Raw genomic sequence first — 26,182 nt, 5'->3', positions numbered from 1 at the left:
TGTCAGATATTGCCAGTCACTGACTGAGCCGCTTAAAAACTATGATAGGCTTTCCGGAAAGGAGCTTGATACCGCAACCGAATGATAGGACATCACATAAATGGATAAAGACGATAGATATGCTGCTTTGTATTCAGGGGTCGGTAGAAACAGGGTCGCTTTGATATTCCACGTGCGACTTGGGAGCGCCACGGCCTATCGGTCCTGGTTACAAAGAACCGGTTCCCTTACGGGGGTTCGAAGGCTGCATCAGGTAAAAGTGGATCCTGCTCCGCGAGAGGGTATGTGGATTGATGAGGTGGTGATAGTTGAATGCCGCTGTGCCGATGTTGCAGTGACTTTTCTGGCTGATTATCTGTCTGAACTGGAAGAGGCTTGTGATGAGCTTGATGTTTTAGCTGTCGTGCCGGAGCCCAGGGCTGTTTTTGCAGCGGTGAAGGTCATTTCATGGCTGACCAGGAAATTAAAGGGATGCAAAGACGTTGGTGAGCCGGGGAACCGTTGGAAAGCTGATGATACCGCCGTATGGCCGGACCATCATCAGATGGAGATTGCCAGAGCGCAGAATCTGGATGCACCTCTTTATGTATATAACCTCAACAAGTACCGGCCTGTGGCCCGCTATGACCATGGGGCCAGTCAGTATAAACAGGAGAGTCAGTATAAACAGGAGAGTCAGGATAAGCAGGGGAGCCAGGATAAACAGGACAGTCATGATAAACAGGAGAGTGGAGAGGCTGCTTACGATCGTTATGCCAAAACAGCGGGTTTTGAACTATTGCGTCGAGGTGCTTATCCGGTCTATGGAGGAAAGCCGATAGGTTTCCTGCATGGTGGAGTCGGTAATATGCTGGCGGACCAGTGGGACAAATTCATATTTGTTCGATATCCCAGGCGCCGGGACTTGTTGTTTATCATTGAAAGTGCCGAGTTTCACCAGGGGGAGTGTCATCGGGACGCCGGCTTGGAGCGAGCCGTGGTGCTTATGAGCAGTGAAGCTTCATCTCTCGGAGAATAAGCTTCACTGTCGCATTGGTAAGTTGATTGCCAATAAGCAAGGACTTAGCTCTGGACATAAGTCAGGACTTAACTCAGAGCCCGGCAAACATTTGACCGGCTTCTCCATGAAGAGTCACCACAAAGGCATCACTGTTAGTCACCAGTTTGTACCTGTCCACCATGATGCTGGCTTCCCCTTTGGAAAGGTAAGGGCCGATAATGACAGAAAATCTGGGATTGTCAGAACCGGTTTTCGGTACAACGGCATAATCAAATCTGGGATCAAGCGTGTTTTTCCAGCGTTTGGCCCGTTCCTCATCAGAAAACAGTCCTACCTGGGCGGCAAACTGTTCTACCGGCGCAATGGCTTCCTGTTTAACCGTTTCATCGGTGGCGACAGGAGTGCTCTGTTTGTTCTCTGCAATGGTCGATATGTCATCTGCAACGGGACTGATAACCGCATCAATCTGTGGAGAATCGATGGCGATTGTGTCACTGGCCGGATCTATCGAGGTAATCGCTTCTTCGACAGTCACAATATCGGTCGGCTCAGACTGGTCGACGCTGGCTGTCAAAGGAACTAACGTTTCTGATGCATTCATGGTTCCGTCCTGGATCCTGTATGAGTCGGCAACATCATTTATCAGCGAAGAGTCTTTGGCGGAAGGTGTGGATATGACATTTCCTACAAAGATTCCGCTGCCAAAAAATATCAGCGGTACCAAAAGCAGGCTGAAAAAAAGGACGTACAGTTCTTTGCGCGATACGGTAATCTGGTCCATAGCAATCTTCCAATTCATTAACCAATGAGTCCCGAAAGGTGTAGCAATGCTTATACCAACTCCTTAAAGCGGTTGATTTTTAAACAAAATATTCGTCCTGATTATTTTGTGCAGCCAGTTGGGAAGCATACGTGTCAATTAACCGGCACTTACATTGAGTGGTTTGAAAGATACAAAAAAGGGTGCCTGCGGCACCCTTGGGATTTACTTTATTTGAACCCAATTAACTTTAGAGATCGCTTAGTGATCCCTATGTCGGGTTCTTCTCAGTGAAGAAAGCTTCAGGCTGTTGCTGCCGCTTTGGCTTCGCTGTTGAACAGGTAAGTAAAGCTGCCTTCTTCAGTTGCACCGATATGGATGTGCTCAATGTGCTCTCCATTTGCCAGTCGGCTCAGACACTCTGTAGAAAGCTCCGGCAATACGGTGCGGTTGAGGATATGTTCGATATTCCTCGCGCCGGTATCAACCTCTTGAGAGCGGGCTACGATGTTCACCATAACGTCATCGTCAAAGGTAAACTCTGCGCCGTAGTGCTCACGTACCCGTTTTTCGATGCGGTTCATATTGATCTTACAAATTTTGATCATGTTGTCGTCATCCAGCGGGAAGTAAGTGATGACGTTAGCACGCCCCAGGAACGCTGGTTTGAAGTGCTTAAGTAATTCCGGACGCATGCTGTCGAGCAGTACTTCAGGATCAGGTCTTTCCTCAGACTGGGCACAGATGGCACGAATGGCTTCTTCACCAGCGTTGGAGGTCATGATAATGACGGTGTTTTTGAAGTCGATATCGCGACCTTCACCGTCCTTGATCGTTCCCTTATCGAACAGGCTGTAGAACACATCCTGCACGCCTGGGTGGGCCTTTTCCATCTCATCCAACAGGATGACGGAATAGGGCTTACGGCGTGCTGCTTCTGTGAGTACACCACCTTCGCCGTAACCTACATACCCTGGAGGAGAACCAAGTAGCATGGAGACTTTATGCTCTTCTTTGAACTCTGACATGTTGATAACCGTCAGGTTCTGTTCGCCGCCAAACAGGATGTCTGCCAAGGCCAGCGCAGTTTCGGTTTTACCTACACCGGAAGATCCGACCATCATGAAAACACCGATGGGCTTACGCGGATCTGTCAGTCCGGCGCGAGAAGTGCGGATTGCCTGAGCAATTGCCTCCAGTGCGTGGGATTGTCCGATAACCCGTTGTTCCAGTTGTTGCTGGAGGTTAAGGATGCCGTTGATCTCATCTCCCATCATTTTTCCGACGGGGATACCAGTCCAGTTGGCAACAACATCCGCCACTGCCTGCCCATCCACGTGAGGCAGCATTAACGGCTGCTCACCCTGGGCGGCGATCAACTGTTCGACCAGGTTCTTGAATTCGTTCTGCAGTTCGACAACGGTTTCTTCCGGGAGGGCGTCTTCAGACTCAGGATCGGTCGTTTTGGCCTGGTAATCCAGCTCTAGTTTGTTGCGAACTTCGAGGATCTTTCCGATGACGTCTTTTTCCGCTTGCCATTGAGTTTCCTGCAGGCCGAGCGCTTCCTCTAATGCCAGTCTTTCTGCACGCAGCTCGTCCAGGGCTTCCTGGTAGGCTCCGGTGGAAACATTCTCCTGAGCGATCAATTCCAGGTTGGTATCGATCTGCTGGATACGCCGACGGGTATCTTCAATCAGGGATGGGGTGGCACTCTGGCTCAGTGAAACCCGTGCACAAGCGGTATCAAGCAGGCTTACCGCTTTATCCGGCAGCTGACGCGCCGGGATATAACGAGCGGAAAGTTTTACCGCCTGGATGATCGCATCGTCCGAGATTCTGACACCATGGTGGGTCGCCAGAGTCTTGGAGATACCGCGTAACATATCAACCGCCACTGCTTCAGAAGGCTCTTCCACTTTGACGACCTGGAAACGACGGGTCAGGGCAGGATCACGTTCGAAATACTTTTTGTACTCAGCCCAGGTGGTCGCGGCAATGGTTCTCAACTCACCACGAGCCAGAGCTGGTTTCAACAGGTTGGCGGCATCACCCTGTCCTTCTTTTCCGCCCGCACCAATCAGGGTGTGAGCTTCGTCAATGAAGGTGATAATAGGAATAGGGGAAGCTTTAACTTCCTCGATAACCGACTTCAGACGCTCTTCAAACTCGCCTTTCATGCTGGCGCCTGCCTGCAAGAGACCGAGGTCGAGAACGTGGATGGCCACGCCTTTCAGAGGATCGGGAACATCTTCGTTAGCGATTCGCAACGCCAATCCTTCCACGACTGCCGTTTTACCGACACCGGCTTCACCGGTCAGGATAGGGTTGTTCTGACGGCGACGGGTCAGAATGTCGATACACTGGCGGATTTCGCCGTCGCGTCCCAGAACCGGGTCGATTTCATTGTTGCGAGCCCGTTCTGTCAGGTTGATGGTGTATTTCTGCAATGCACCGCCTGCAGCCGGGGGAGCTTCGGGGGCGCCACCTGCTGCACCACCGGATTTGAAATAGGCGCGGCTTTCGGAGGATTGACCTGTCACAGCTTTTACCACTGAAGGAATTTTCTCCAATGGCACATCTTTCAGGCTTTTGACTGAATGCAGAAGTTGGGTCCGCATAGTGTCATGAGCCATGATCGCCGCAAACAAGTGGGCTGAACTGATGAAGTTAACGCCCATTTCCACGGAAGCGATCAGCCATCCGACCTTCAGTGCATCCACCAGGCTGGGAGAGAACGGCACCATATCCCGGGGATTGTCCCGGTGAAAATGGCTGACCGCCTGCGCCAGGTCTTTGCTGACTCTGCCGATGTCGACCCCCAATTGCTCGAAGGTGCGGTCAAGATCACTGTCACTTTGTTCCACTATTTTTAACAATACGTGCTCAACTTCCAGGGCACTGTGGCGTTCCTGTTGAGCGAGACGCAGGCCGTCTTCCAGCGCTTTCCGCACAACAGTGGTTGTGGGGCTTATCAATTGACGGAGGTTCAGTTCGATCATAGCGAAGCCTTTTTCATTTTCTTAATTCATACAGATCGGTCGATGCAACTGCCACATGTGTACCCGGTGCAAGTCCGGTGTACAGCTGTATACACTGTCAGTTTTCTGGGTAAAGCGTTGTTTTATTGAATATTCCTTTAATCGGGCCGGATATTGGTCCGTTGTGTTCAAAAAAGCGTCAGCCGTGGTTGATAGCGGCTTCCAGGCTGCCACCACTTTCCAGCGTTCTCTGCATGGCGTGGCGGGACACAGCAACATCGATATACCTGTCATCAGGATCGTCCCCGTGCAGCCGGGTATTCCACCCTAGCAATGGAGGGGTGGCCTTAAATGCCAATCGGCTGGTCGGCAGCTTACGTTGTTTCACCTGAAGAGCTAAGTCAAAGTCTAGTGCAACACCGGACATTGTTCGAATCAAGCTATACATGGAACCCAGCATCTGGGTGCCGGAAAGCAGGTTCAGAAAGCTATCGTAATCGATGTCCTCGAACTGCACGGTGAACCGGTTCTGGATAGCCCAGGTTCGCTCGCCTAGAATTGCCTGCTGACCAAGAATGTGGTTGCGAGCCCCCAAGCGGAAATCGCCGACTCGGGTCCGCACATCCTCCGGCATCAACTGCCATTGTCCCCTGAACGGGAGAATTTTGACTTTGAGCCCGAAATGATGGGCGATCGCTTTTTCCAATGCGGCCGGAGAACAGACTCGTCTGCTCATGAGGCCGGAGGTATTCAGTTCAGCGCCGTTGAATTCATAAAATCGCGCCTGCTTTTTCGAGGCTATGCCAAGCAATCCTTTCAGCAACTCCGCATGCCGGTCGCGATTGTATTTTGGATCCAGGCGCTGGTTTGCCTCAAATACCAGAGGAATACGGTATTTTTTCCAGGCACGGTAATAGAGAGTCAGGGTGCGGTGATCCAGCATGTCAAAGAAATGCTTCATCGCAGAATCTTTATGACGCATGCGCTGGAGAATCAGTTCCCGGTAATGGAACGGCAATACACCCCTGGAGCCCACAAGGCCCCAGAAGTTCACCTGAACATCCCACTGCTGCCGATGGGCCAAAGCGTTTTCAGCGCCGCGGGTTACTTTCTCCACCGGTCTGGCTTCAAAAGACATGCTCGGGTTCATGGAGAACCTGAGAGGTTCCTGGCTGGGAGGATAATAGCTGCCCACAGGTGCCTGTTTGGATGGTTCTCCATCCCTGTAGTGCTCAAGCAGGCGTACCAGTTGAAAGAAATCATAGCGCCATGGAGAGCGCATGATTCGCTTAATCAATGGGTTGACCTGGTCTAGATTAGAGGTTGATTTCCGATCCTGGGCGGCCATTTCTTCAGTATATCCTGTCGTCCTTTCACTCTGGCAACAAGCCGGGTAAAGGTATTGATAGAGCAGTATAGGGCAAAAAATCTTTCCAGTATTGAAGCGAACAGAAATGTACTGTTACCCGACATCAATGTTTCATCAAAGGTCACTTCTATTTCCACTCCGCGACACACAGTCGTTTTACCGCCAAGTGTCACAGGCGCGGTCATGGGGCTGGTTTGTACTTTGACCAGTGCGGCAATCAGTGCTCTTGACGCTGCACTGTCCTGAAAGTCATAGAGTGACAGCAACTCTTTCAATACTTCTATTGCGTTGGGGCTGTCGAGCGAAAGGTAGTTCAAGGCCAGGTGGGAGACCAGACGCCAGCGCGCACCGTCCCTGAGTGGCGGTCTGATGGTGGGCGTCAGGTGGGTCAGGGTGTGTATCCCGTCCAGGGTGACACCAATATCAAGACACTTGAATTGTGGCTGACCTCCACCGAACGGCAGTTTCTCCGGGGTATTGCGGTTAAAGCAATACATATCCAGAGACAGGGTTTCGTCGGTAAGCTCCGCCGGGGAAAAATTCAGGTCCACCAGCGATATTTCCATCTCACTGCCTGGCTCGTTACCCAGTTCTCCGCCCACTTTCGGATACCTTTGAGCGTGCCAGAAGTGCTGCGTTTCCCGATTGATATCGAAGTGCGTCAGACCATAAAAAGGACGATAGTTCTTTTTATTGCCGTCACCGGTCAACCCTTGAACCTTTTCTATGGAATAGGTTTCAAAGTTATCCGGGTAGCGGGCATCGGGAATAATTGTGTAGCTGTATTGCTCATGCTCCAGACTGATAGGTTCCGCCCGATGCTTGAACAGATTGATTATGGGAGTACATCCCAGCGCGAAATTGTCAGCGCTCAGGTTACGTTCCAGCTCGGTGTGGGAGCGGTCCAGATAAAAATAGAATTCCAGGGTGGAACCGAAGCCTTCTTCCAGATAGGGCTTCAACCCTTCAACATCCAGAAACAGGAACTTTTCAGGAAACACCATATATTCGGTGAGAAGGCGGTAACCGGGGAATGATTGATTGGGGCAGGGCAACAATGCCTCTTCCTCAGCAAAACCAACCGGTTGCAGACACTGTGGTCCGAGAAGCCTTGGCTGAGTGTCGTCAGGACCTTTGGTCATGACCACCTGAACACAATGATTCAGGAGGAGTTCGTACAGGGCGTATGCGTAATGTGACTGACCCCGAAGGAAGAATCGAATCTTGTCAGTGCCCAGTTCAGCCCAATCCACATCTCCGGTAAAACCTTCAAGCCGGACATGGATGACCGATGAGGCCCGCTCTACTCGCTGAGAACCCGGAGTCACAAAAGGGCGCTCTTTCAGGGCCGCTTTGGTGACGGAGACCGGGAGGATATCGAGTTCGTACCCGGTCATGAAGCTGCAGACTCGTCCCTGGAAAGGTTCACTTTCCAGCCGGGCATGGCGTTTGACCTTAAGGGGGCCGTCCAAGTCCTTTGCCGGTTTGAACTGTACCACCGTCATTGACGGAATAGGGCGCAGGTAGTGAGGGTAGAGCTGATCCAGCAGGGCATCCGACAGTTCGGAAAAATCATCGTCCAGGCGGTACTGGATTCGTGAGTTCAGATAGGCAACCCCTTCCAGCAATCGGCTGACATGAGGGTCTTCCACCACATCGCCTGACATGCGCAGCCGGCCGGCGATCTTGGGATGTATGCGTCCAAATTCGGCCCCTGACTGGCGTAGGAAGGCCAGTTCCTTTTCGTAAAACGGCAGTAAATCGTCACTCATCAGCGAGCCTCCTGCACGTTAACGATCGCTGAGATAGGTTCCAGCGAGGAGTCAAAGGTCACTTCTTCCGGTGCCGGCTCCGCATAAAGAATGGCTTCAATGCGGAACTTCAGGCTGGTGTCCTCACTCCATTGATCATCCAGGGTAACCACCCTGACAGATTTAAATCGTGGTTCAAACATGGCGATATGCTGCTCAATCGTCCGGCAAAACTCGTCTTTCCCTTCAGCGCTGAGGAAATTGATCGTGTGCAGGTCGGGCAGTCCGTAGTTAATCAGCGAAATATCCAGTTCATGCATGTTATCCGGCGCAGAAATCGCGCGGAAACGTGTGTTCAGTAAGTCTTCCAGATCTCTTCTGACGGATTCCCTCAGTTCATTCAAAACCTGATGCCGGTTTTTTTCCGGTTCAGTTTTGAGGTCCGGGCGATCATCCATCAGGCGGTCCAGGATTGATGGTCGTAATTTCTGGCTTTGTGTGAGTTTCGCCATGAAATATTCTCTAAACGTCCATTAGTCGGGAAGCGGCAATCAACTGGCCGCAGTCACTTCAGTGGTCAGGTGCAGCTCCGAAACCAACCGATCGGCCTGATAATGCGGCCGAAGATAGATGGCTGTGGCGTAGGAGCCCGGTTTGTCGGGTATCTCTTTTACAGTCACCGAAGCCTCGCGTAGCGGATGCCGGGCCTGCAGATACCAGTCTGAGTCTTCCTGGGAGGTCACATACTGGGACAACCAGGCCTGTAACTGACGCTGGCACTCCTCGGCGCGTTTTACTGAACCGATCATATCCCGCGTCATCACTTTGATGTAGTGGGCGAATCGGGAGCCGCAAAGTACGTGCTGCAGCAATGAGGACAAACGGGCGTTGTTGGTGGCTTTCTTGTCCCGGTATTGCTTGGGAAAGTGCAGAGTCGGTGTGCTGTAAAACACTCCCATGGGAACATCGTAACATTGACAGAGAGCGATGAAACCCTGTTCGCTCAATGCTCTTTCCCGCTCATCGGAAAAAACGCACTCCACCACTGGTTTAAACGCGATATCGTCGGCATCGGTATTAAAGCTGTCAACAATCATGCTGTCGACGGTGCCGCCGGCCTGGTGATCCCGCAGCAACCCTCTGATGTGGGAAAACCAACCGACATCAGTAAATTCGCGAACCAATACCTTGGCCAGGGCGAAATTGGCATATCCCCATAGATAGTTCCGATCATTCGCCAGTGCTTCACGCTCGGAAAACATAATGCCGCCGTGGGCACTAACGGTCAGTTCGTAAGGTTTGCGCATCAGTACCCGGGGCAGGGTTATGCCCAGAAAACGGGTGTCCGGGTGTTCCCGCAGTCGATTCCATTCAATGTAATCAGACTCCCCAAACAGCTGCTTGAGGTTGATGGGGTACCCCATGCGCTCGAAGTTTTCCATCTCAAACAGCTGCGGAGCGGCGTTGACAATGATCGGTGAAAAAGCGGCTGCAGCGATCTCTGCCAGATGCTCAAGTGTTGGGATGTCGTTGTAGCGGTGTCCCTCATAGGGCTTGTGCGACACCTCAAAATCGGCAATAACGACGCCGTACGGTTCACCGCCCGGCTTGTCATATTCTTCACTGTAAATCTTCTGGAACAGTTGGCTTTGGTCGAACTCGATGGCCCGATTAACGTCTTTGGTGACTTCTGCCCAAGTGATATCCAATACCCGGATCTTCACCATCTTGCGTCCGGTAGAAAAGACTACCAGGTCAAAAAGGCTGCGCCAGGAGCGTTCCAGTTCCTGATACTTGCGGTGATGAAGGATTTTATTGAGTTGGCGGATAATCAACTGGTCGATCTGCGCGACTGCTCTCTGCAACCATAGAGTCAGCATGTCGGGATCCAGTGGCGCCAGGGTTCCTTCACCGGAGTATCTTTGTACGAGTGCTTGAGGAAGCTGAATGAGGCTGAGGATTTTCTTCAGGCGGCGCAGTTCCTTTTCTGGAATGTCCGGCCCTGTCATCGATGAGTTTTGGGGCTTGGATGACTTCTCTTTTGCCTGCATATATTCAGCATTACCAGGAATTCAGTGTGGTGTGATGATAGGTAAAGAGTTGGCGGCACGGGGCCACCAACTCCAACAAGAACCAGAAATCAACCGCCTTTGGGGATTTCTGCTACCAGACGCAGAGAGGAAGTCAGTTCTTCCATTTGCAGCCAAGGTCTCAGGTGCGCAACGGCACTGTAAGAACCAGGTGCTTCTGGGTTTTCCTTCACTTCCACTTTGGCTTCTGCCAATGGGAACTTGGCTTTCATTTCAGGGCTGGCATCCGGATTACTGTTGGTGTAAGTGTTAATCCAGTTGTTCAACCAGCGCTCCACGTCTTTAGCCTCCATAAAGGAACCAATCTTGTCGCGTGCCATTACCTTCAGGTAGTGAGCGACACGAGAGGTTGCCATGATGTAAGGAAGACGCGCGGAAATGGCCGCGTTGGCAGTAGCGTCGGCTTTGTCGTATTTCTTCGCCTTCTGTGCGGTCTGTGAACCGAAGAATACCGCATAGTCGGTGTTCTTGTAGTGCAACAGTGGCAGGAAGCCTTGTTTGGACAGTTCGAATTCGCGACGTTCAGTAATACCTACTTCGGTAGGACATTTCTGATCTACGTCACCATCATCGCTGACAAACAGGTGAGAAGGCAGGCCGGTTACTTTACCGCCGTTTTCAGCGCCACGGATGGCCACGCACCAGCCGTGCTGTGCATATGCCTGGGTCAGGGTGGTACCCATGACATAGGCTGCGTTCATCCAGGTGAACTGATCGTGATCTACCTTGGCGGATTTACCGGTTTTTGAATCAATCGGCAGTTCTTCGTAGTTGAAGTCTTCCACGGATTTACCGTTCATGCCGTAAGGCATACGGGACAATACGCGTGGCATAACCAGGGTAACAAAACGGGAATCTTCAGAATCCCGGAAGCTTCTCCAGGGAATGTATTCCTGAGTCTCGAAGATTTTCTCCAGATCCCTTGGGGTGGACAGTTCGGTGAAATCGTCGAAACCGAACATCTGTGCACCGGCGGCGGAAATGAACGGGCAGAATCCGGCAGCGCTGACGCCTGCCATATTTTGCAGCAGTTCCACATCTTCTGGGTGGTTGGAGAATTCATAGTCACCGATCAGGGCGCCATAAGGCTCACCACCGGCAGTGCCGAATTCTGCTTCATAGACTTTCTTGAAGATCTGGCTTTGGTCGAATTCAACGGCTTTGTCCAGATCCTTGTATAGTTCGCGCTTGCTGAGGTTCAGCATGCGGATCTTCAGGCCAGCTCCGGTTTCAGAGTTCATCACCAAGTGATGCATACCACGCCAGGAGCCTTCAAGCTTCTGGAACTTTTCGTCATGCATGACGGCAGCAAGCTGCTTTGACATCAGTGCATCGATTTGGTCTATAGCCTTGTTGATAGTGACGGTGAGGTTGCGGTCCCATTTCACCATGCCTGCACCGGCCTGTTTGGCCAGGTTGGCAATCAAATCTTGAGCCTGTTCTGGAGCGGTCTGTTTAGTGGCAGTAATCGCCATATCCAACAAACTGCCGGCTTCCTCTTCTCCAGCGGCTCCTTGGCTTTCTAATTCTGCGTCGCTCATCAGGCGTCTCCTCCATCATCTTCTTGTTTCGGGCTACGTTCTTCTACTTCTTTGCTTAATACGGCCATTTTATCCGCATCGGACAATACTTTTTCCAGTAGTCCTTCCAGCTCTTCAGAGCGGTCGGCTTTGCTCAGCAGGTCACGCAGACGGTTACGTGCTTCAAGTAATTCCTTAAGCGCAGGAACCTGCTTAACCAGATTTTGTGGTTCAAAGTCTTCGATTGAGTTGAACTCCAGGTTAACGGCAACCTGCTTGTCAGGGTCGTCTGAAGTTTCATCTTTGACTTTCAGATCAAGGGTAGGGGCAACCTTTTCCATGATCTCGTTGAAGTTGTCACGATCGATATTGACGAACTTGCGTTCTTTCAGTGATTTCTTGGCATCCTGGTTATCACCGGAATAATCGCCCATGACGCCAACTACAAAAGGCAATTCCTTTTTAACCTCGGCACCGCCGGTTTCAACATCGTAAGTAATGTGTACGCGTGGTTTGCGTACCCGATTAAGTTTGTCCTGTAGGCTGTCAGACATTTCTGCCTCCCCTTTGTATTGGTGATCGTTGGATACTAGCTGGGTTAATTATAAATGCCACCGACAGAACCCGGAAGTCAGGCGTAAGTGGCATAAGTACCCGTTAAAGCGTTAAAAGTTTCAGGAATCCCTCAATTAAAGCGAAAAACTCCGTTTATGGGTGGTAAACCCAAGCAATTAGCCCTAGAACCCACTATGTGGGTCGGCTTCTGAACCCCATGCAGAATCTCCGGAAGATTCCTGTGGTGAAGCAGACGGTGTTGGTGCCGGAGTCGGTCTGGCGGTTTGAGCCAACTGACCGACCGGTGTGGCGTCTTCACCGATCTGTATTCCAGTCATAAGAGCATAGTGCATTCGGGCGCCTTCGTCAGGTATTAACTCCCTCAATAGATCCTGCAAAGACAACTTCGCCCAGTTTGCCGTACGCTCTATGGCGCCGCATAACGGAGAGTGCGGCTCCGTAGTCCGGAAAAAGTTAGCAATTACAAGCAGTTGGTTGATGGCATCTTCCCGATTTCTGATGGGGCCGGTCGCCACTGCCACTCCGTTGGTGTTGGTCATAGCCGTCATTCCCGCTGCGGGTGCATTTTCAGTTCCCTGAGGCTCGGTTACCAGGTCCTGGCTTGCCAGTTTGCTGCTCAGTAATTGTCGATAGAGGTCTTTGACTTCCTCCAAAGCATTACGGATACCGCTCACGGGAACCGTCACATCGCTGGCATCGGCATCGCGGCATTTCTGGTCTATCACTTCTGCCAGCTCTGCCCAAGTGGTCATAGCCTCTTCGATGGTGTTCAAATACTCTTCAGCTGTGGCCGGGTCCACCATGTTAACCTGTTGATGGACGGCTTCTTCGCTGATTCCCAGATCCTGGATTTTGGTGGCTCTCTCGTCCAGATCATTGATCTGCATGGCTTCCTGCAGCCGTCCGTAGGCGGTAACACTGATCTGCGGGTCGCTATCAGGAAACAGGGGGGTGTTTTTTATCGGCAGAACCAACGTGCCGGTACCATCTTCCCCGTTGAGTGAAATTAAGGGGTAAACCCGGGTCTCCATGCCGTCCTCATCAGGTTGGGGGTGCATGTCGTCCCAGAAATTGTCCACCAGAGCGCGAATTAGCTGGAATCCTTCGAGCAGACCAGCAAAGCCGTGTAGTTTCAGAAGTGCTTCTGCCAGCCAGGCAGCGACTTCCAGATCCTTGGAGCCCCTTTTCAGGATATTGGGTGCCAGCCGGCGGATTTCTCGCCATTGTTCAAGTAAATCGGATTCTACATTCGGGTCAAAGCGGGCGGCTTTGGCCAGTGAGACGATTTTTCGGCGAGCCGCTTTGACGGTCGAGTAGTCTTTGTCACCGTTTTCCCTGAGATCCGGGCCGGCAGGACTGTCGTCGTCAATCGGTTTAAGAAACGGTTCGATTTCTATGATGGGTTCAGATGCCATAATGCATGGGCCTCCGGGTCCTTAAGGCTTTATGTTCGTCATTCAGAAGTGTTGTGGCTGTAAGGTATGTTGTCCTGGAAGCCTGCATTTAGAATAGTCTAACCTACTAAAAATTATGAAAATTTATACGTATAGCGTTCATCATGCAACTGTTGAATCAGGAGATGGTGTGATTTCTCCCTGGATTCGGGTGCAGACGCAGGATAACGCAAAATGTAGGGGTGATTGGTGACACAAATCATTAGCCCCGGGTACAGTAATATTTAGCCTGCTGGCCTTGTTTTCAACCTGGGGACCTGCAGAATGCAGGCAATGTGAACTATCGGCTGATCTCCAACACTCCGGCCGCGGGCCGCCTGATGAATTTACAGGATACATTTAATTGTTTGAAAGAATAGCAGAAACCTGGGGCATCTCTAGTTGTCAGGTGATATTCGCTTTATCGCTTTTGTTCGGAATTTCCGGCTGCCAGACCACTTCTGAGGAGCGGATTAGGTTTGAAGGTGACTCCTTGATGTTTGAGGGGCGTTTCTTCGAGCATCGTATCGGGCTCAGGAATAGTGAGGCGGCCAATGATAATGAGGGGGCAGTTGTGGTGGTCATAGAAGGTGATGGCCGTCCCTGGGCTGCGCCGGGCCGGTTGTCTCTTGATCCTACATCACCGGATCCTCTGCTGCTTCACTGGTTTGATCAATGGCCAGGCCGCGCTATTTATGTTGGCAGACCATGCTATTTTGGAGCGAAGGAAGTCTCTCCCCCGGAACCTTCGGTCGAAATAAAGACCGGGTTTCGGTTGACCGGATGTGACCCCTACTGGTTTACTCTCGGTCGCTATAGTGACCCTGTTGTACAAAGTATGGTCGAAGCCATCCAGGCCGGTTTAAAGACAGATCGACCTCTAATATTGATTGGACATAGCGGTGGCGGCACGTTGGCAATGTTATTGGCCGGTAGGATGTCGCAAGTCAGGGGCGTGATCACGCTGGCCGGGAACCTGCAGGTGACACGCTGGCAGGAGTCTCACAGTTATACCCCTTTATACGGGTCGCTCGATCCGGCGAGTGAACCTGTTTTACCAGCTAAAATTCTTCAATTACATTTGGCCGCGAGTAGAGACAACGTTATTTCGCCTGACTGGATAGAGCATGAGGCCGCTAGACAACATGCCGATTTCCTCCTGTGGGAGGGGGATCACAACGATACATGGAAGCAGAAATGGCCTGAAATCAATGCATTGGTGCAGGATATGATAGAGCGGCTGAAGTCCGGTTAATTCCTTTATTCATGCTTCTTTTACGTATACTTACAAAGCCTTACCAGAAAAAATTACGGTTTTGAGACCTGAGAAACGCTTTACGGAGTACCAGTTACATTTTCAACGGGCCATAAGGTCGTATCACGGCTAAACTCTAGATAAGTGAGTCGACACTGTCTGGCACATTGGGAAGCCGGATACATCGGCGATATGATGCATCGATGACGAAAGTCGAGTCTAAGGTGTCGACCTTGGAGTCGAATAAATTGAAGTCGAATAAAAATGAACATGTCGGGATCAGCCTGGCAACTTTTTCAGGATGACCCCGGATCAAGTATTTCAGGATGAACCTGGATCAAATTCAAAATGGTGGATGACCATGCAGTTTGTGAAAGATCTTAAATTGCCTGCGGCACAGGCCAAGCAATTCAATCAGGTGGCGCATGATAATAAACGTATCAGGACCGCTGCACTTTTAGTCGGACTGTTCGGTTTGTCCGCCTGTTCCGGTCCCACGGTGCAGGAGTCTGCTGACGGTGCTGAGAAGGCAGACGACCTGATGGTGGTTGACTGTCTGTTACCAGGCCAGGTCCGCCAGTTGGGGGCGAACGCCCGATTTTTGACAGCTCGCCGACCTGTGAAAACTACCGCGTCAGATTGTGCTATCAGGGGAGGCGAGTATACCGCCTTTGACCGGGCAGACTATGCCACGGCCCTGAAAGTCTGGCTGGACCAGGCGAAGACCGGCGATCCGGAAGCGCAGACGTACGTGGGCGAAATTTACGAAAAAGGTTTGGGGTTGTCGCCGGATTATGAAGTCGCTGCCATCTGGTATCGCAGGGCGGCTGATCAGAGCTTCACCCGTGCCCAGATCAACCTGGGGAACCTTTACGAGAAAGGTCTAGGGGTAAAGAAAAATCCTGTTGAGGCATTGAACTGGTATCGCAAGGCGTCTGGGCTGGAGAGCGATAATCTTCAGTATGCATCGACCATTATTGCCAACGAAGTACTGCAAACCGAGTTGTCCAGCCTGCAGGGCAAATATTCCGAACTGGAAACGTCCCAGCAGCAGACCAAAGCTCAGCTGGAAAAAGCCCGTAAGGACGCTGCCGATCTGGCGAGCAAGCAGGAGCAGAATAATACCCTGGCAATGGTGACGGCGGATTCAATGGTGCCGCCGCCTGCTATTCAGATTCTGGATCCCCCTATTTCCCTGACTCGAAGCGGCCCTACTGCATTGCTCCGTAGTGCCGTCAGCACCAAGGAAGTGATTGGGAAGGTGGAAAGCCCGATTGGCGTTCGAAACTTCACGGTGAATGGTGCTCCAGTGGAGCTGGACGAATATAACCTCTTCTTCGTTTCGGTACCGGTCACCGGCGCCCGGACGAATGTGACACTGCAGGCCAAGGACGTAGAAGACCAGCAGGTCGGGTTCGAGTTCACCATGTTCCTGGACCAGAACACCCCGGTGAAATCCAAGCATATCAGCTTTGATGCCGAGTCCCAGTCTCCCGAATTCGATGGTGTGAGCTTTGGGCGGTACTATGCTTTGGTGATAGGAAACCAGGACTACCAGCACTATACGGATCTTGAGACCCCCGAGAACGATGCCCGGGAAATTGCCGAGTTGCTGAGTAAGCATTATGGTTTCACCACTCAATTGGTGCTGAACGCCAACCGGTATGAAATTCTGTCTGCGTTGAACGACATGCGCGACAAGTTGACCGAGAAAGACAATCTGCTGATCTATTATGCCGGTCACGGTGAGCTGGACTCGGAAAATGATCGTGGATATTGGCTGCCTGTTGATGCTGAGCCTGGTAATACCGCAAACTGGTTATCCAACGTCTCCATCTCAGATCAGTTGAATACCCTGCGCGCACGTCACGTCATGGTCGTGGCGGATTCCTGTTATGCCGGTACCCTGTCAACCGCGTCAGTTGCCCGTCAAGGCGCGTTGACCAGTGATGAGGTTCAGAAGGAATGGCTGGAAGTGATGCTGGAAGTCAAAGCCCGTACGGTAATGACCTCCGGTGGTGTGCGTCCGGTGCTGGATAGCGGCGGTGGAACCCACTCTGTGTTCGCCCGCTCCTTTATTGAGGCTCTGAACGGAAATCAGTCCCTGCTCGACGGTAACCGCCTGTTCCTGTCAGTGTTGGGGGATGTGCGTAAGCGCTCCAAAGAGTTGGGTCTTGAGCAGATTCCTGACTACGGTGCCATCAAATACGCTGGACACGAAGCGGGAGAATTCTTCTTTGTTCCTGCCGGTTGATACCGCCTGAAGCCAATATTTGTAAGAGGCCCGGCAAATGCCGGGCTTTTTTGTGTACTCGTTCAATAGGTTCTATTGGCTCCTTGGGCTGGCTCAACGTCGACATTCATATACAATGAGTGATGACAGAATCTATTGATGCCAGATTAAGGATTGCTACACCTCATGACAGATACCCAGATTTATGAGCCGGAAACGTCGGGATCGAAATCTTTCGGAAAATATAAAGTTGTAAAGGAACTGGGCCGTGGCGCTATGGGCGTTGTATACCAGGCTTTTGACCCGGACTTTGAACGAACCGTCGCCATAAAGATTCTGTCCCCTGAGTTGCTGAGTCATGATACCAGTGGCGAATACCGGCAACGCTTCAAAAATGAAATGAAGGCTGCGGGCCGACTGTCACACCCCAATGTCATCAATGTTTATGATGCGGGGGAGCAGGACGGGGTGCCGTACTTTGTCATGGAGTATGTGGATGGTATTGAGCTGAAACAGGCTCTGGATAGCGGTGAAAGGTTTGAACTGCCCCGCACCCTGAGGATTATGAAGGACATCCTCAACGGGTTGAAATATATCCATGAACACGGCATTACTCACCGGGATCTCAAGCCCGCTAATATATTTATCACCCGCAACGGTTCGGCCAAAATAACGGATTTTGGTATCGCCAAACTGGAAAGCTCGGAACTAACCCGGGTGGGCACCATTATTGGTTCCCCCAGATATATGTCGCCGGAACAATGCCAGGGGTTGCCGGTCGACACCCGCAGTGACCTGTTTTCTGCCGGTATTATTTTCTACCAGTTGCTGACCAACGAGCATTGCTTCGATGCCAACAGTCCAACTGCCATCATGCAGAAGATTATTCATTCAACGCCGGAAGCGCCGTCAGTGCTCATCCCGACGCTACCCAAACCATACGATCAGGTGGTGTTCAGGGCGCTGGATAAATATCAGGATAAACGTTTCCAGAATGCTGCTGAATTTATTACATCGCTTGATGACGCCGCTGCCGGTAAAACCAAGCGTGGACCCAGTAAGGTTCCCAAATTGGTTGGGGCATCAGCGGGGGTGTTGCTGGGAGCGGCTGCCGCCGTATTCTTTATACCGCAGATATTGGAAAAACAGGGGGTAACCACGCCTTCGGGGGAGACATCCGAGCAGAATCTGGGTTTGCCTTCGCCAGAGAAATTAAACGTTGGCGAGAAGACGCCCAAAACGGGCGAGCAACTAGCTAAAACTGACGTGACAAATAATGGTGTAGCGAACACTGCAACTGGCGAGACCGGTAGCCCCGATGAAACCAAACATCAGGGTAACGTGGCGACAACAACCTCATCTTCCACCGAGTCAGTATCAAGCAGTGGTTCACCCGAGAATATCGCCACGGCGGAAGTGGGCTCCACATCAAATCTTCCGCCGGAGTTGTCTGCTAAAGTGGATAAGCTTTTGCGGGTGGCGAAGGTCCATCAATTGCAAGGTCGACTGGTGACGCCGTCCGGCTCTAGTGCTTATGACGCCTACCGCATAGTGCTGGATATTGATCCGGAGAATACTCAGGCCATCGCCGGAATGGAAACGCTTGAACGGACTTTGGTGGATAGAATCCAGGAATTGAAACAGAACGGAAACGGTGACCTGGCGCATAATCAAGCGGTCGCGGGCGCGAAGGTGTTTCCTCAGAATAAGGAGCTGGTGAGGATGGCGGCGGCGCAATGAGCAAAGCATTCGCTTCTAAGGAAACACTATCTTTAAAGGACAAAGTCGTTGCAATTACCGGGGCGGGCTCTGGCATTGGTGCAGCGTTGGCTGATCTGTGCATGAATTCCGGGGCGATAGTGGCGCTTTCCGATATCAAACCTGACGGTGCCGCTGAAAGGCTCAAAAAATCTGGTGCCAGGGGCGTGGTTGAGCAACTTGATGTGAGTTCCCGCGACGATGTTAATGCATTCGTCAGGCAAATTGAGGAGCAATTCGGCAGGATTGATATGATGATCAACAATGCCGGGGTTGCTCTGTCCGCCACCGTCGCTGAAATGTCGGTGGAGGATTTCAAATGGGTGATGGATATCAACTTCTGGGGAGTCGTTCACGGAACACAGGCAGTGCTGCCGGGCATGCTCTCCAGGGACTCCGGAATGATCGTGAATATCTCCAGCCTTTTCGGACTAATCGGAGTTCCGACCCAGTCAGCATACAATGCCAGTAAGTTTGCGGTCCGCGGTTTTACAGAATCTCTTCGCTGTGAGTTGGCTGAAACCAATGTCAAAACGTTGTGTGTACATCCCGGTGGCATAAAAACCAATATTGCTCGAAATTCACGCTTTTGCTCCGGTATAGACGGAGGAGTGGATAAGAGTAAAGCGGTTCAGGAATTTGACCGGGTCGCTCGGGTATCACCGGAAGAGGCGGCACAACAAATTATCAGCGCGGCATTAAAGGGGAAAGATCGTCTGTTAATCGGAAATGATGCCAGAGTATTGGATCTGGTTCAGAGAGGCTTTCCTGTCGGCTACAGCCGGGTATTGCGGAAGTTTATCAATCTAGGAAAGAATAGAGAGTAAAGAAGAGGCAACATAGCGGGAATTGCCTCCCGCTATGTGTTTTAGGGTTCCCTAACGTTTGGCTTCCCGGCGGACAGCAGACGTTGAAAAGTCGTTCAGCCGAAACCCGGGCTTAAAGTTGTAAGCGTCAGGTTCTTCATTATCCAGACCTTCCACCAGATAGCGGTCGCTCTTCAAATCGTAGACGACTTCCAATGCCGTCCATACCAGGGGCTGGTCATAGTAGTTCATGGCGTGACCTTCCTGTACCCGCCACAACTTGCCGTCTTCATCATATTCTTCGGTGACGAGGACCTGCCAGGAATCTTCATCAAAATAGAGCACCCGTTTTGAGAACAGGTGTTGAATGCCGACTCGTAGGTTGCCTTCAACCACCCATACCCGGTGTAACTCATAACGTGCCAGATCCTGGTTAATATGGCCCGGTTTTATGATGTCGTCATATTTAACGCCCTTGTCGTTCAGACGGTAAGAGTTGTATGGCACGTACATTTCCTTCTTGCCCACAATCTTCCATTCATACTGGTCTGGAGCGCCGTTGAACATGTCGTACTGGTCAGTGGTTCGCAAGCCGTCGGTGTTGGGTAAGTCCGAGTCATAGGCCAGGCTGGGAGAACGGCGAAGGCGCCTCTGTCCGGAGAAATATTGCCAGGCTTTACGAGGAGAACTCACCTGATCAATCGATTCATGTACCAGACTGATATTTCCTGCCTGCTTTGGTGGAGATAATGTCAGGACCTTCAGATAGAAGAACTTGTTTTCCAGTTTGCGTGCGTCCAACTCTTCCTGGGCGTAGATAAAGATAATGTCGCGCTCAGTCATAATGGGAGTATAGGACCCGCCGGAGGTGACGGCTGCGTATCCGGTCCTCGAAGATGCTTCGTCTCCCCGGTAGCGAAGTACATGGTTCCAGAGTATTTCCTCAGCCGACTTGGGAATCGGAAATGGGCTGGATACTGAACCTCCTTTCACGCCGGCTCCAAGGTCCAGCAAGGTTGCCTCCCGGGCATTCTTCTTGATGGCCTTGTAAATGTCCTCAGAGTACGAAGCACTGCGACGGGATGGGTAGACATTCATCTTGTAGGTAGTGGGATATTTCTTCAGCAGGGTCTTATGGCCTTCTGAGAGTTTATCCTGTACTTGACCGAAATTTTTGGCATCAATGGTCATGACCACTGAATCGTTGGCATAGGGATCGACGTAGTTTCCGCCAGGAGTATATCCGGCGGGTGGCTGTGTGATGCCTCCTGTCCATGGAGGGATGGTGCCTTCGACATTACCGCCTCGTTCACCGCCTACGGGTGTCAGTTCCGAATCGAGTCTTTTGACTTCCTGTTCAGAAATTTTAGCCAGGACACTGGAGGATCCCACTCCCAGTGAAAGGATAAATGCAAGGCTGGATACACGTAGTTTCAGGTTGGCATTCATAGTTGTGGTATACGCTCGCGTATTATGGGAATTATAAAATACTCAATAAGTGAATATGCGTTCGAATATTAGCTTTTAACATTACCTTAGTTGAAATAGCTATTTGTGCAATTTTGTAACGTTTTGGTAAAAAAGCGACCGATAGAGAAAACGATGTCCGTTTTCTGTATGATGAAAAGCTATTAAGATTTTGTGCTTTCAGCGTAACTTTCGATGTAACTATAGGTGGCTGCAACGGTGAATTGGTCCTCTTTCATCAATGAAAATTTGTATTTTGCTCGTATGCAATTGGATCAAATGTCACAGGCGGATTCGAAGCCAAAGCAAATAGCTGCCGAAACAGCTGCTATATTGTTTCTTGAGAGAGCTTATTACGGTTTTCTTAATGAATTGGCTCATAAACGTAGAATTAAAGAGACCGTTGCTGATATCGAGGACCTGGAATCCCGGTTGGGGATTGAGTCCGCGGAAGTCAGAGCCTTGAAGTTGCTCGCTGCAGAGGGAAAATGGTTAGAGCAGTTATTAAGTCTGATACAGCGTTGTCGCCAGCCTCGTAAGGAGGTTCGGCCAGAAGATAGCAGAGTCATTGCGGTAAGCTCCGGCACAGGGGATACAGTGGATCTGAACACTTTGCTTGCGGCGATGAAGCAGAGTTTTGAGGAGCTGCGGGAAACAAGTACCGAATGGTAATGAGACTGATCGTCTATCGCCGGGAGGCCGGCAATTGCAGTCGGGAATCAAACCCGGAGCCACACCGGAAATCGAATTGTTGGAGAGAAGAATGTCTACAGGTAGTTATTTTGAAATTGTGCAACTGGCTAATGGTGATTTTGCCCTGCAGCCGGCGGGAGGCAGCAGTAGTGAGCATCTGGTGAAGATTAGCTTTGGTGCAGACGCCAAGGCATTTCTGGCTGATAAAGATGTTGATGTGGCTCATGCCATGATTAAAGCGGCGATTAAAGCTGTTGGTAACATGCGTGAAGAGGCTCGTCTGAAATCCTCTATGGAAGAGCCTTCAAAGACCGTTCACTAAAAAGATACGAGCGGAGAAGAAAAGAGAGGGAGTCCCTCTCTTTTTTTTTCAAATCAGTTCTTTTCTACAAACCAATTCTTTTCTACAAATCAATATTTACAGATCAGCGTCGAATGATTCCGACACCCAAGCCCTCGATTTCAAATGGCTCGGAGTTCGCATCCACTTCTATAGGGGTAAACTCTTCGTTTTCCGGGAGTAAAACCACTTTTCCTTTTAATTTCTGGAAGCGCTTTACGGTGACTTCGTCGCCGATTCTGGCCACGACAATCTGACCATTGTGGACGTCTGTCGTTTTATGGACCGCCAACAGGTCGCCGTCCAGAATTCCGGCATCCTTCATACTCAATCCTTTGACGCGCAAAAAGTAGTCAGCAGAAGGTGTGAAAAAACTATTCGGAACCTGGCAATAGTCTTCAATATTTTCCTGGGCCAATATCGGATAGCCGGCAGCTACCTGGCCAACAATGGGAATGCCGTCGAACTCGGGTTCAGGGAGCCTGATACCGCGGGAGGCGCCCGGAACCATCTCGATAGCGCCTTTTTTGGCGAGGGCTTTCAAATGCTCTTCAGCAGCGTTGGCGGAGCGGAATCCCAGCTTGTTTGCTATTTCTGCACGGGTCGGCGGATAGCCGGTCTCTCCAATGTGTTCCTTGATCAGATCAAGAACCTGTTCCTGGCGTTTGGTCAGTTTTATCACGGTTGCTCCCAAGTTCAGCAGGTCTAATTTACTGCATGAATATCCATGGCTGTTAATGTATACAGTATGTATTCGTTGATGTAAAGCTAGAACACTGAATTTCTAGTGTTTTTAAGCTCTGAGTAACCTGTTGGAGATCAAGCGGCAAACTTCTCCAGCCGGGAAGTGGATTTGGATGTCCGGCACAGGAAAGTTGTAAAGGAATATCGAAGCTGACACTGTCATTTCCCCTCCGGATTGCCTATATTTATAGGCACCTCAAAGAGTTGGGCGTAAGTCCTGATTCTGTATAAGAAGAACGTCGAATAATTGTTCAATCAACATCCCTTAAAAGAGTTATTTTCATGCGGTTCGCCCAACTAGCTACAAGTTTGTCTGTCCTTTTGTTTGCAACCTCCAACGCACTGGCCATTGATTTTCTCTCCCAGTTTGGCCTCGAAGGACGGTATTTTCAGGAGGAGGGCGATGCAGGTCAAAGCCAGGAAAATGGTTCGGCCTGGGCAAAGCCTGAGCTTTATTTCGAATGGAACGATGGCAGCGACCGGCTGACGTTTGTTGGTTTTTACCGGCATGATGAGAACGACGATGAGCGTACTCATGGTGACGTGCGCGAAGCGAACTGGCTGCACATTGGAGATTACTGGGAGACCCGGTTCGGGGTAGGTAAAGTATTCTGGGGCGTCACAGAATCCCAGCACCTGGTAGACATCATTAACCAGACTGACCTTGTTGAGAGCCCTGATGGTGAGGAGAAGCTGGGGCAACCCATGCTCAAGTTCTCCACGGCCCAGGATCAGGTGGTATTGGATTTCTTTGTTTTGCCGTATTTCAGGGAGCGGACTTTTTCAGGACCTGAGGGACGGCTTGGCCTCCCTTTTTCCGTAGATGTGGACCATGCCCGCTATGAAGCAGATGAGGAAGAGGAGCATCCAGATATTGCCATCAGATACGCCATTATCGGTGATGATTTTGAAGTGTCTTTGTCTCACTTTTCAGGAACAAGTCGAGAGCCCAATTGGCGTTTTAATGGCGATTATGCCAATCCCAAACTGATACCACGTTATCCGCTAATTGAACAAACCGGTCTGGTAATGCAAATGATAGCGGAAGGATGGTTGTTCAAGTTTGAAGGTATTGTTCGTTCAGGCTTTGAGAACACAGAGGGTGAAGAGAAGCGATACGGAGCGGTGACAACAGGGTTTGAATACACCCAGGCTGGTGTCTTTGGTACCGACGCAGACTTGGGGTGGATTATGGAAGGCCTTTGGGACGAAAGGGGAGAAGAGGCGACTTCCTTCCTTGAACATGACGTTTTTCTGGGGTGGCGTTGGGCTCTCAACGATATCGACTCCACAGAAGTTCTGTTTGGAGCCATTTATGATCCCGAGACTCACGAACAGTTATATAGTATCGAAGCCAGCCGTAGGCTCTTTGATGTTTTTACCTTGAATATGGAAGTCCGTGCGTTTGAGGGTGGAGATCCTTTGCCAACCACTACCGCTGAGCGCCTGCAGGCATATGCTGATCCCGATCCTAATAATAAAACCGGTGCGCTTCAAAACGAAGACTATGTACAGCTTGAGCTAGTTTACTATTTCTAAGTCATCAACCTGTCTTCAATGAGCCGGTTTCTTATTTGATTCCGGCTTATCTATCGCTCAGATACTGCTCTTCCTACCTGATTGACAACACCTCTACGAATCATCCTGTGGTGAAGTCTTCAGGTATGGAAATGCTGCTTATTTCCACGACTTCTACGTCTATCACTCTCGCCAGCTCAGGGCCTTCATGAAGCCATTCCAGCAAACGGTTGACGGCTTCATTTTCTCCGTGTGCATGCACTTCCACGCGTCCGTCGGGAAGGTTTACTGCGCTTCCTGTAATACCCAGAGAGATGGCCGTCTGCTTGGTGGACTGCCGGAACCATACCCCCTGGACTCTTCCGGAAACTATTGCGCGGACGGATTTCCTGTTCATTATCCTGTATCCCGTGACAAATATATGAACCTATTTTTACTACAGACATGATCAGGTATCTAGCGGATTACGTAATTCATGTACGGGATGGAGGATCTACAGCTATCTGATGGAACAATCCCGTGTCAGAGGATCAATAAAATAAGGCGACCGATGTGTCCAAACCAAAGCTCTTACTAGTGTTGTGTGGCGACACTTTTCCTGCGATCAGGGAACAGCACGGGAATTTTGATCACTGGTTTATCCAGGCAATGGAAAGGCCGGAGATGGAGATCGTTGTCTGGAATGCCCATCAACACCATGATGTACCGGATATTTCATTCATCGGTGCAGTATTGACCGGTTCTCCTGCCATGGTGACAGACAGAGCGGGCTGGTCAGAGGCTTTATCCGGCTGGGTGCTTGAATGCATCGGCTTGGGAATCCCGGTGCTAGGTGTTTGTTATGGCCACCAATTATTGGCGGATGCCCTTGGCGGCGAAGTGGATTTTCAGCCGGGGGGACGTGAAATCGGCAGTCTGCTGATTTCCTGTTCATCCGCTGCCGCAGACGACCCCTTGTTCAGCAAACTGCCGCAAAGCTTTTTTGCTCAGCTCACTCATGCACAGTCCGTAACAAAAATGCCCACAGGAGCAGTGCTGCTGGGAAGCAGTAGTCGGGTGGGGTGTCAGGCGTTCAGATACGGTGAAGCTGTGTGGGGGGTACAATTCCATCCTGAATTCAGCCGGGATGTGATGGCTGCTTACATCAATATATACAGTGGTGATATGTCCCAGCGGCAGCGTCTGACCGTGGAGGAGCATCTGCATGATAGCCCCGAAGCCAATCAGTTGCTGGGGCATTTTGTGGACTATTGCTTAACGTCGGAATCTTCCGGATAAATCACCACCAGTATTTGCCATAGAGTTCCGGGTTTGCCCAATGGTCAGCATTGTTCCAGGTGCGTCGGGGATTATAGGTGTCAATGTCATAGCTATAGCAACACAATGATCTGGCCTGGTGATCAAACGCCATCACCTTTCTGAAACCAATTCCAATTAGTGTGTTGAAATCCCACTCTTCAGTTAACTGATGATCAATGAAGACCAAGACGTGAGGAACCAGGAAATTACGCAGTGAGGTTAAAAGAGCTTTGCCATCCTCCACGGAGAGCTTTTCCAGGTAGTCGCTGATAATCACTGTGTCGGGAACTTTTTTGTCCAACCCCAGGTCCCGATGGTGGGACAGGTGATTCAACCTGCAGCCGGATTGCTGTTGGTATGTTTGAATGGACGGTGGTTCGGAGGCCCCTATGGTCAGGATTTGGCTTGGACGGTGTGCGTTAAGCCAATCCTCCAGGAGGTTGTTCGGAGTAATGTCGGGCATAAGTGGTAACCAAAAAAAAGCGCTGATCCATCAGCGCATTGACCTTACAGAATCTTTGTAAGTATTTAAAGCAGGATAAAGACGAAATGAAAAGAATCTGAATTGCTTCAGATAATAACAAGTTTAGTT

Annotated in this window: 22 protein-coding genes; 9 read left to right on the top strand and 13 right to left on the bottom strand. The window is 50.7% G+C overall.

The window, feature by feature from the left end; genetic code table 11:
- The first annotated feature begins 100 nt into the window (after window positions 1-100).
- On the top strand, window positions 101-1,018 hold the full coding sequence (locus tag BTA51_RS08950) for a hypothetical protein (RefSeq protein ID WP_094707088.1): 918 nt from the start codon (window positions 101-103) through the stop codon (window positions 1,016-1,018).
- Between the two features lie 73 nt (window positions 1,019-1,091).
- On the opposite strand, the gene BTA51_RS08945 is transcribed toward BTA51_RS08950, so the two are convergent.
- The 9 genes from BTA51_RS08945 to tssA all read right to left on the bottom strand — a co-directional run bounded on the left by BTA51_RS08945 (window position 1,092) and on the right by tssA (window position 13,459).
- Window positions 1,092-1,781, bottom strand: a complete 690-nt coding sequence (locus BTA51_RS08945) for an SPOR domain-containing protein (protein WP_168188108.1) — start codon at window positions 1,779-1,781, stop codon at window positions 1,092-1,094.
- A 281-nt stretch (window positions 1,782-2,062) separates the two neighbouring features.
- On the bottom strand, window positions 2,063-4,759 hold the full coding sequence (tssH, locus tag BTA51_RS08940; protein ID WP_094707086.1) for a type VI secretion system ATPase TssH: 2,697 nt from the start codon (window positions 4,757-4,759) through the stop codon (window positions 2,063-2,065).
- A gap of 178 nt (window positions 4,760-4,937) precedes the next feature.
- Entirely contained in the window at window positions 4,938-6,086 is a 1,149-nt protein-coding gene (tssG, locus tag BTA51_RS08935; protein ID WP_094707085.1) for a type VI secretion system baseplate subunit TssG, read from the bottom strand.
- A complete protein-coding gene (gene tssF, locus BTA51_RS08930) occupies window positions 6,050-7,879 on the bottom strand; it encodes a type VI secretion system baseplate subunit TssF (RefSeq protein ID WP_094707084.1) in 1,830 nt (609 codons plus the stop codon). The genes tssG and tssF overlap by 37 nt, the downstream gene beginning before the upstream one ends.
- A complete protein-coding gene (tssE, locus tag BTA51_RS08925; protein ID WP_094707083.1) occupies window positions 7,879-8,370 on the bottom strand; it encodes a type VI secretion system baseplate subunit TssE in 492 nt (163 codons plus the stop codon). Before tssE ends, tssF begins: the two co-directional genes overlap by 1 nt.
- Window positions 8,371-8,409: 39 nt before the next feature.
- On the bottom strand, window positions 8,410-9,909 hold the full coding sequence (gene tssC / locus BTA51_RS08920; protein WP_094707082.1) for a type VI secretion system contractile sheath large subunit: 1,500 nt from the start codon (window positions 9,907-9,909) through the stop codon (window positions 8,410-8,412).
- Window positions 9,910-9,998: 89 nt separating this feature from the next.
- On the bottom strand, window positions 9,999-11,489 hold the full coding sequence (gene tssC / locus BTA51_RS08915; RefSeq protein ID WP_094707081.1) for a type VI secretion system contractile sheath large subunit: 1,491 nt from the start codon (window positions 11,487-11,489) through the stop codon (window positions 9,999-10,001).
- Window positions 11,489-12,022: a type VI secretion system contractile sheath small subunit gene (gene tssB / locus BTA51_RS08910; protein ID WP_094707080.1), complete on the bottom strand. Its 534-nt coding sequence runs from the start codon at window positions 12,020-12,022 to the stop codon at window positions 11,489-11,491. The genes tssC (BTA51_RS08915) and tssB overlap by 1 nt, the downstream gene beginning before the upstream one ends.
- Window positions 12,023-12,205: 183 nt before the next feature.
- Window positions 12,206-13,459: a type VI secretion system protein TssA gene (gene tssA, locus BTA51_RS08905; RefSeq protein ID WP_094707079.1), complete on the bottom strand. Its 1,254-nt coding sequence runs from the start codon at window positions 13,457-13,459 to the stop codon at window positions 12,206-12,208.
- 382 nt (window positions 13,460-13,841) lie between these two features.
- On the opposite strand from tssA, the gene BTA51_RS08900 reads away from it, so the two are divergent.
- The 4 genes from BTA51_RS08900 to BTA51_RS08885 all read left to right on the top strand — a co-directional run bounded on the left by BTA51_RS08900 (window position 13,842) and on the right by BTA51_RS08885 (window position 19,550).
- Window positions 13,842-14,732, top strand: a complete 891-nt coding sequence (locus BTA51_RS08900; protein WP_094707078.1) for an alpha/beta fold hydrolase — start codon at window positions 13,842-13,844, stop codon at window positions 14,730-14,732.
- A 361-nt stretch (window positions 14,733-15,093) separates the two neighbouring features.
- Window positions 15,094-16,986 (top strand): caspase family protein, encoded by a 1,893-nt coding sequence (locus BTA51_RS08895; RefSeq protein ID WP_246840979.1) that lies wholly within the window; start codon window positions 15,094-15,096, stop codon window positions 16,984-16,986.
- Window positions 16,987-17,151: 165 nt separating this feature from the next.
- Entirely contained in the window at window positions 17,152-18,705 is a 1,554-nt protein-coding gene (locus BTA51_RS08890) for a serine/threonine-protein kinase (RefSeq protein ID WP_094707077.1), read from the top strand.
- Window positions 18,702-19,550 carry an SDR family oxidoreductase gene (locus BTA51_RS08885; protein ID WP_094707076.1) on the top strand — a complete coding sequence of 283 codons (849 nt, stop codon included), beginning with the start codon at window positions 18,702-18,704 and terminating at the stop codon, window positions 19,548-19,550. The genes BTA51_RS08890 and BTA51_RS08885 overlap by 4 nt, the downstream gene beginning before the upstream one ends.
- Before the next feature lie 51 nt (window positions 19,551-19,601).
- Here BTA51_RS08885 and BTA51_RS08880 read toward each other — a convergent pair whose 3' ends face one another.
- On the bottom strand, window positions 19,602-20,978 hold the full coding sequence (locus BTA51_RS08880; protein ID WP_094707075.1) for a DUF1329 domain-containing protein: 1,377 nt from the start codon (window positions 20,976-20,978) through the stop codon (window positions 19,602-19,604).
- Window positions 20,979-21,215: 237 nt separating this feature from the next.
- On the opposite strand from BTA51_RS08880, the gene BTA51_RS08875 reads away from it, so the two are divergent.
- Both BTA51_RS08875 and BTA51_RS08870 read left to right on the top strand, forming a co-directional pair.
- Entirely contained in the window at window positions 21,216-21,668 is a 453-nt protein-coding gene (locus BTA51_RS08875; RefSeq protein ID WP_094707074.1) for a DUF6586 family protein, read from the top strand.
- A 91-nt stretch (window positions 21,669-21,759) separates the two neighbouring features.
- Window positions 21,760-22,011 (top strand): hypothetical protein, encoded by a 252-nt coding sequence (locus BTA51_RS08870; RefSeq protein WP_094707271.1) that lies wholly within the window; start codon window positions 21,760-21,762, stop codon window positions 22,009-22,011.
- A gap of 103 nt (window positions 22,012-22,114) precedes the next feature.
- On the opposite strand, the gene lexA is transcribed toward BTA51_RS08870, so the two are convergent.
- Window positions 22,115-22,708, bottom strand: coding sequence for a transcriptional repressor LexA (lexA, locus tag BTA51_RS08865; RefSeq protein WP_094707270.1), 594 nt, complete (start codon window positions 22,706-22,708; stop codon window positions 22,115-22,117).
- Between the two features lie 347 nt (window positions 22,709-23,055).
- Here lexA and BTA51_RS08860 point away from each other — a divergent pair, with 347 nt between their 5' ends.
- Window positions 23,056-24,312: a hypothetical protein gene (locus tag BTA51_RS08860; protein WP_094707073.1), complete on the top strand. Its 1,257-nt coding sequence runs from the start codon at window positions 23,056-23,058 to the stop codon at window positions 24,310-24,312.
- A 100-nt stretch (window positions 24,313-24,412) separates the two neighbouring features.
- Here BTA51_RS08860 and BTA51_RS08855 read toward each other — a convergent pair whose 3' ends face one another.
- Window positions 24,413-24,688 (bottom strand): acylphosphatase, encoded by a 276-nt coding sequence (locus BTA51_RS08855; protein ID WP_094707072.1) that lies wholly within the window; start codon window positions 24,686-24,688, stop codon window positions 24,413-24,415.
- A 155-nt stretch (window positions 24,689-24,843) separates the two neighbouring features.
- Here BTA51_RS08855 and BTA51_RS08850 point away from each other — a divergent pair, with 155 nt between their 5' ends.
- The gene (locus BTA51_RS08850; RefSeq protein ID WP_094707071.1) at window positions 24,844-25,569 is read left to right on the top strand and encodes a glutamine amidotransferase; all 726 of its coding nucleotides are present in this window, start codon (window positions 24,844-24,846) and stop codon (window positions 25,567-25,569) included.
- 1 nt (window position 25,570) lies between these two features.
- On the opposite strand, the gene BTA51_RS08845 is transcribed toward BTA51_RS08850, so the two are convergent.
- Complete coding sequence (locus tag BTA51_RS08845) at window positions 25,571-26,053, bottom strand: DUF6231 family protein (protein ID WP_094707070.1); 483 nt, start codon at window positions 26,051-26,053, stop codon at window positions 25,571-25,573.
- Window positions 26,054-26,182 lie beyond the last annotated feature (129 nt).

It is taken from the genome of Hahella sp. CCB-MM4 (assembly GCF_002260525.1).
GTDB lineage: Bacteria > Pseudomonadota > Gammaproteobacteria > Pseudomonadales > Oleiphilaceae > Hahella.
Note: the sequence above shows the minus strand (reverse complement) of the source record. Positions and strands in the feature narration are given on the sequence as shown.

Bases quoted from the DNA above. Each gene is read 5' to 3' on its own strand.
- BTA51_RS08855 (WP_094707072.1), bottom strand. From the start codon at position 24,688: ATGAACAGGAAATCCGTCCGCGCAATAGTTTCCGGAAGAGTCCAGGGG.
- tssC (WP_094707082.1), bottom strand. From the start codon at position 9,909: ATGCAGGCAAAAGAGAAGTCATCCAAGCCCCAAAACTCATCGATGACA.
- BTA51_RS08885 (WP_094707076.1), top strand. From the start codon at position 18,702: ATGAGCAAAGCATTCGCTTCTAAGGAAACACTATCTTTAAAGGACAAA.
- tssH (WP_094707086.1), bottom strand. From the start codon at position 4,759: ATGATCGAACTGAACCTCCGTCAATTGATAAGCCCCACAACCACTGTT.
- tssE (WP_094707083.1), bottom strand. From the start codon at position 8,370: ATGGCGAAACTCACACAAAGCCAGAAATTACGACCATCAATCCTGGAC.
- BTA51_RS08945 (WP_168188108.1), bottom strand. From the start codon at position 1,781: ATGGACCAGATTACCGTATCGCGCAAAGAACTGTACGTCCTTTTTTTC.
- BTA51_RS08890 (WP_094707077.1), top strand. From the start codon at position 17,152: ATGACAGATACCCAGATTTATGAGCCGGAAACGTCGGGATCGAAATCT.
- tssG (WP_094707085.1), bottom strand. From the start codon at position 6,086: ATGGCCGCCCAGGATCGGAAATCAACCTCTAATCTAGACCAGGTCAAC.
- BTA51_RS08860 (WP_094707073.1), top strand. From the start codon at position 23,056: ATGCGGTTCGCCCAACTAGCTACAAGTTTGTCTGTCCTTTTGTTTGCA.
- BTA51_RS08870 (WP_094707271.1), top strand. From the start codon at position 21,760: ATGTCTACAGGTAGTTATTTTGAAATTGTGCAACTGGCTAATGGTGAT.
- tssA (WP_094707079.1), bottom strand. From the start codon at position 13,459: ATGGCATCTGAACCCATCATAGAAATCGAACCGTTTCTTAAACCGATT.
- tssC (WP_094707081.1), bottom strand. From the start codon at position 11,489: ATGAGCGACGCAGAATTAGAAAGCCAAGGAGCCGCTGGAGAAGAGGAA.
- tssF (WP_094707084.1), bottom strand. From the start codon at position 7,879: ATGAGTGACGATTTACTGCCGTTTTACGAAAAGGAACTGGCCTTCCTA.
- BTA51_RS08950 (WP_094707088.1), top strand. From the start codon at position 101: ATGGATAAAGACGATAGATATGCTGCTTTGTATTCAGGGGTCGGTAGA.
- BTA51_RS08895 (WP_246840979.1), top strand. From the start codon at position 15,094: ATGCAGTTTGTGAAAGATCTTAAATTGCCTGCGGCACAGGCCAAGCAA.
- BTA51_RS08880 (WP_094707075.1), bottom strand. From the start codon at position 20,978: ATGAATGCCAACCTGAAACTACGTGTATCCAGCCTTGCATTTATCCTT.
- BTA51_RS08845 (WP_094707070.1), bottom strand. From the start codon at position 26,053: ATGCCCGACATTACTCCGAACAACCTCCTGGAGGATTGGCTTAACGCA.
- tssB (WP_094707080.1), bottom strand. From the start codon at position 12,022: ATGTCTGACAGCCTACAGGACAAACTTAATCGGGTACGCAAACCACGC.